The 5,093-nt window shown below is 46.8% G+C and carries 8 protein-coding genes; 2 read left to right on the plus strand and 6 right to left on the minus strand.

The window, feature by feature from the left end:
* Together RMO84_RS16345 and RMO84_RS16350 are read left to right on the plus strand one after the other, a co-directional pair.
* A partial coding sequence (locus RMO84_RS16345) for an AAA family ATPase (RefSeq protein ID WP_310489498.1) occupies window positions 1-274 on the plus strand: 274 nt, incomplete at its 5' end.
* A 3-nt stretch (window positions 275-277) separates the two neighbouring features.
* Window positions 278-928: a DUF3226 domain-containing protein gene (locus tag RMO84_RS16350; protein ID WP_310489499.1), complete on the plus strand. Its 651-nt coding sequence runs from the start codon at window positions 278-280 to the stop codon at window positions 926-928.
* 120 nt (window positions 929-1,048) lie between these two features.
* Here the strand turns inward: RMO84_RS16350 and RMO84_RS16355 are convergent, their stop codons facing one another.
* From RMO84_RS16355 to RMO84_RS16380, 6 genes are all read right to left on the minus strand, one after another.
* Complete coding sequence (locus RMO84_RS16355; RefSeq protein WP_310489500.1) at window positions 1,049-1,552, minus strand: zf-HC2 domain-containing protein; 504 nt, start codon at window positions 1,550-1,552, stop codon at window positions 1,049-1,051.
* 111 nt (window positions 1,553-1,663) lie between these two features.
* Window positions 1,664-2,329, minus strand: coding sequence for a sigma-70 family RNA polymerase sigma factor (locus tag RMO84_RS16360; protein ID WP_310489501.1), 666 nt, complete (start codon window positions 2,327-2,329; stop codon window positions 1,664-1,666).
* Window positions 2,330-2,454: 125 nt separating this feature from the next.
* A complete protein-coding gene (locus RMO84_RS16365) occupies window positions 2,455-2,982 on the minus strand; it encodes an FKBP-type peptidyl-prolyl cis-trans isomerase (protein ID WP_310489502.1) in 528 nt (175 codons plus the stop codon).
* Window positions 2,983-3,087: 105 nt separating this feature from the next.
* A complete protein-coding gene (locus tag RMO84_RS16370; RefSeq protein WP_310489503.1) occupies window positions 3,088-3,411 on the minus strand; it encodes a phasin family protein in 324 nt (107 codons plus the stop codon).
* A gap of 139 nt (window positions 3,412-3,550) precedes the next feature.
* Window positions 3,551-3,901, minus strand: a complete 351-nt coding sequence (locus RMO84_RS16375; protein ID WP_310489504.1) for a hypothetical protein — start codon at window positions 3,899-3,901, stop codon at window positions 3,551-3,553.
* A 265-nt stretch (window positions 3,902-4,166) separates the two neighbouring features.
* Window positions 4,167-4,724 carry a rhomboid family intramembrane serine protease gene (locus RMO84_RS16380; RefSeq protein ID WP_310489505.1) on the minus strand — a complete coding sequence of 186 codons (558 nt, stop codon included), beginning with the start codon at window positions 4,722-4,724 and terminating at the stop codon, window positions 4,167-4,169.
* Window positions 4,725-5,093 lie beyond the last annotated feature (369 nt).

The following is a 5,093-nucleotide window of genomic DNA, read 5'->3' on the forward strand; positions in this document are numbered from 1 at the left end:
ACTAATCGATGAAATAGACACAGGCTTGCATTTCAGCGTGATGATAGATTTATGGAAGCTGATTTGTAAAACCGCTGAAAAACTAGATATTCAAGTATTTGCCACCACTCATAATAGCGATTGCTGGAAGAGTTTAGCAGAAGTTGCTAATTCAGATGATATTGCCAGCGATGATATCACGATTCATCGGATCGAGCGCGGGAAAAAGGCGAGTGTTGTCTTTAATGAACAGGAAATGGCGATCGCGGCAGAGCGTGATATTGAGGTGCGCTAACTAATGGCAATTTATAAAAATGTGCTGCTAGTTGAGGGACAAGATGAGAAGCGAACTATCCCCGAATTAATAGAACTAAATGGCATTAATTGGGGTAGTGGGAAAAATACGATCGTTCACATCAAAGATTATGAGGGTTATGAAAATATTCTTAAACCAGGCTCGATTTCTACCGAACTAAAAGCTGATGGCATCGAGGCGTTAGGGATATTGCTAGATGCTGACGAACAGCCACTCGATCGATGGATTGCTATTAGAAATGCTTGTCGAAATAGCAAATCAGTCTCGAAGATACCTGAAGAATTACCTGAAGAAGGATTGATTATCGAAGCTGATAATGGCGTTCGAGTTGGCATTTGGATTATGCCCGATAATAAGCTGCCAGGAATGTTGGAGACATTTCTGGGATATTTGCTACCGACTGCTAGTTCTTCGCTCTGGGAATTTGCTGGAGAGACGATCGATCGAGCTAAAGACAAGGGCGCGGCTTTTACTGACTATCATCGTGATAAAGCTCAAATCTACAGCTGGCTAGCTTGGCAAAAACCACCAGGTAGACAGTTACATCAGGCTATCAAGGAAAGAATTTTAGATCCCCAGCATCCAGAGGCACAGCAGTTTGTGAGCTGGTTTAGGCGACTATATGGATTATAATTTTCCAATCGGAAAATCGGGCGGATAATTGCAGCTAAAACAAATGCGATGTCTTCACAGACACCGCATTTATTAATAATTGCCATAGTTGAAGATGGGATACTCGATCGAATCCATCCTTTAGTAAGAATCCGCGTTGACTTCTGGCGAAGACATGGGCAATTCGATCGATTGTCCGCCTTTGCTAGGGATTGCCAAAATCGGGTCGTTTAGTGCCACCATCAACGGTGCGGGAATGTTTGTTTTATTTGCTGCAAATTGCATTTGTGGACTATTCCCGCTAAATAAACCACTCAATCCAGCGAGTGCAGCAACGATACTAGCGGCGATCGCGCTACCACCAATCCAAGAAAGTTTGCGATGGCGACGGCTGTCTATCTTCCCAAATACGCCTGCGGATAGAGCTTCAGCAGACTGGCTGCTGGGCACTGGCATCTGTGGAAATGCGCGATGCATCTGGTTGAGCTGGCGATACTGGTGTTGAAAAGCAGCATCGCTTGCCAGCCATGCTTCTACTTGCTGGCGTTCGCTTGCCGTTACCTCGCCATCGAGATAGGCACTTAGCAGCTCGAACCTTTCGTCTAGAAGTGCGCCAGATCGCTCCCCATCGAAGTAGTCTGTCATGTTCCGATCCTCAATTACCCTGTGTGTGTCCCAAAGTTTAAATAATTTTAATTTTAGCAAGCATTGCTAAATTTCAATATATTGCTAATATTCCCCGTTCGGGGAAAATAGTTACGATTCAAAATAACCTGTTAACTTAGATTGCAATCCAGCTCTCGCTCTAGCAATCCGTGATTTCACAGTCCCGATCGATACACCCGTCACATCCGCAATTTCTTCGTATGACAAACCGTCAATTTCCCGCAGGACGATAGTAGTCCGAAAGGCAGCTGGTAGTTTGGCGATCGCGGCGCGTAATTGGTCGTAGAACTCAACCGTACTCAGATGTTCGGAGGGATTGGGAGTATCGGAGGCAATATCCCACTCGATCGATCCGTCGCCAACGTTAATCGGCGCGTCTAGCGATAGTGGCGGCGCGACGCGCTTGCGTTTGCGCAACTCATCGTAGAACAGATTAGTTGCGATCCGACTCAACCAGCCCCGAAACTTTTCGGGTTCGTTGAGACTTTTGATATTCTTGTAAACCCGAATCCATACTTCCTGCGCGAGATCCGCGCGATCTTGCCAGTCTGGAGCCAAGTGGTACAAAATCCGATCGACATGGGACTGATGCCGCCGCATAAGCTCGGCTAAAGCTGCTCGATCTGCACGCAAGCCAGACTGAGCGAGCACAATCAGCTCATTGTTCGGTAATTTGTCTAATTTAGCTACTTGCACTCTGGTTCGAGGGAGGTTTTCCTCAAGCTGGGACCAAGATAGGGAAAGTGATTGACTCATGGTTACTAGGGTTGTTTCGAGCATCCTCACTCTCCATGACAACCATTAACCGAGCGATGTTCCCAAATTCAGATTTAGGGCGTGGAAGTAGTGCAGATCTAGGCAAACTACCTCCAACGATCCCACTATCCTTTGATCTTGAGTAGTTCTACATCAAAAACGAGGGTAGCATTGGGGGGGATGACGCCGCCAGCACCGCGCGCGCCATAGCCTAGATCTGCAGGAATAATCAGCTTGCGACGACCGCCGACTTTCATGGTACTGAGTCCTTCGTCCCAACCTTTGATGACTTGGCCTTCACCGATTTGAAATTCAAATGCTTGGTTGCGATCGCGAGAGCTGTCAAATTTCTGACCGTTCTCTAGCGTACCAGTATAGTGAACCGATACCGTTTGGCCTTTAGCAGGGCTTTCGCCATTACCTTCGGCGATCTCCACGTACTTTAGTCCCGAGGCAGTTGTCACTTGATTTTCGTTCTTATCCATGGCAATTAATTTAGCGGGAGTAGAGGTCGGTGGATCGATCGTCGCCACTAGATTATTCGCGCCGATCGCTTCAGCAGTGGCAGTTGGCGTCCCCACAACAAACTGAAAGACTAGAATTAGGATACCGCATCCGAGCATCAATCCTAAACTGACTAAAATTTCTTTCATACTCAATTTAATTTGAACCACGATCTGATTATAATCATCAGCGGTTCGTGGTAACGATTTTTGCAATCGATCGACTCAAATCTTGCCAGATCTAGATTTGAGTGCCTATTTCCATAATTTGTTTTCCAGTTCTCGCACTTGGCGTTCGAGTCTATCGATCCGCCCGCGCAGTTCGTCCATTTCATTTTGACGCGGTACGCCCAGATCCTGCATCGTATTGCGGATCGTCCGCTGGAGTTGAGCTTCAAAGTTGGCCGGATCGAGCTTCATTTGCCCCATCAGGTCATCGACAAACGATTTAGCTTGGTCGGAGTCGATCTTACCGTCTTTGACCCACTGTTCGCTAACCTCGCGGACGCGATCGGCGACCAATGAAGTCGTGCCGATCCCAAACATTAAAATCTGTTGTAGCCAGTTGTTATTATCCATAGCCTATATTCGCGCGTTGTCCCTATCCCTATTTTAGGTGGCAGGGCGATTCTCGATCGGGTAGATATCCGAATCTCTACCACGGGTGAGAATGCCAGGAAATTGGGAATGGGGCAGGATCTACCGCAAACGGCAGAAACTAAGGTAGCTTAAACACTCGTCCGCACCAGTCGGGATTGCAAATACCAATCTCAAACTGCATAACTGTCTCCGGCCAAATCCAGCGAATTTCATTCCGGATTTTTTGATGTTTTTGGATTAGCCGTTTGTGAATAATGTGATTGGCACACAAAATTTCTAAGCTAGTAACAATCGATTTAGACTCGATTTCCCGAAAGAGGGCATCGTCTAATAGTGCGCGGGTGCTGCCATTAAACTGATTGTAAAAAAGTCGCAACCTGTCGCCGAAAGTCTCTTCAGTATAGAGATCTTCCCAGTCGAAGGACGGACAAAATAAAAAATCTTCTTCTTCTGGTTCTAGAGAATGCATACAAAAGATTTAGTGGTGATGCGAATAGTGTAAGTCGAGTTGAGTAGACGTTTTGACTTCCACTTATTCTCGACGAATCGCGATCGAATTAAATCGGACTTTTGTATGATATTTGAAATCTAAATCGACGACTTTTCACTGAAATCCTTTACTGTGAAGCACAATACTTAGTTAGGAAAGCGGGGAGCGGGGGAAGATCCGGTAATAGTGAATTAGTATAGGCTTGAGCCTGATAAATAGAGGCTTTAACTCCTGTCAGTATGGGTTATCGATCGCTAACTAAGCCCGCCGCCAGAATCCCACTCAAGAAACCAAAGAGGTGTCCTTCCCAAGAAATACCCGGCATGGAGGGCAGAATTCCCCACAGGACGCTTCCATAGGTGCCACCGACAAATAAAGCTACTAGCCCAGAACTCGGACGGCGATCGAAATAATAGCGCGCCAGCAGGAAACCGAGATAACCGAAAATGACACCGCTAGCACCGATATGTAAGCCACTGGCACCAAATACCCAAGTTCCTATCCCGCCCACAACCATACAGATGAGTGAGACGACGATAAAGTTGGCGATACTTTGAGCCATTATCAGCCAACCTAGCACTACAAAGGGCACTGTATTCGCCATTAGGTGCGTGAAGTTGGCATGTAAGAAGGGTGAAAATAGAATACCGCGCAACCCGATCGGATTGCGCGGAAAAATCCCTAAAGTGTCGAGTCCATGCCGAAATACAAAGGTATCGAGAACTTCCAATCCCCACATCAATCCGACGAGCGTTCCCAGAATCAACATCTGAGTTCTAATTTCGACAACGACTCCTTTCATAGCTTCGCTTGGTTCTAAGTGTAATGAGTCTCAACTACTATCTCTAGGGTAGCAATTCCAGATTAAGTTGGGAGATTGAGGGACGGGAGACGGGAAGAATGGGCAATTATGTACGAGAAAACACCCTATCCCCTAAAGCCTAAAGCCTAAGAGGCTGTTTGAAAAGTCAAATTTGTTACGCCTAAACTCTAGAAAATCCCCCTAGCCCCCTTAAAAAGCGGATGCAACCACGCGGAGGTTCCCTCCGCATGTGTTGCACCAAGCAGGGAGGAACCGGATTCTTAGTCCCCCGCTTGGTGCCTTTTCATGGTCGGGGAACCCGACCGAAAAGGCATCCGCTTTTTAAGGGGGATTTAGCGGCTCCCGCAC

The sequence above is a fragment of the Chamaesiphon sp. VAR_69_metabat_338 genome, from assembly GCF_031423935.1.
Classification (GTDB): Bacteria; Cyanobacteriota; Cyanobacteriia; order Cyanobacteriales; family Chamaesiphonaceae; genus Chamaesiphon.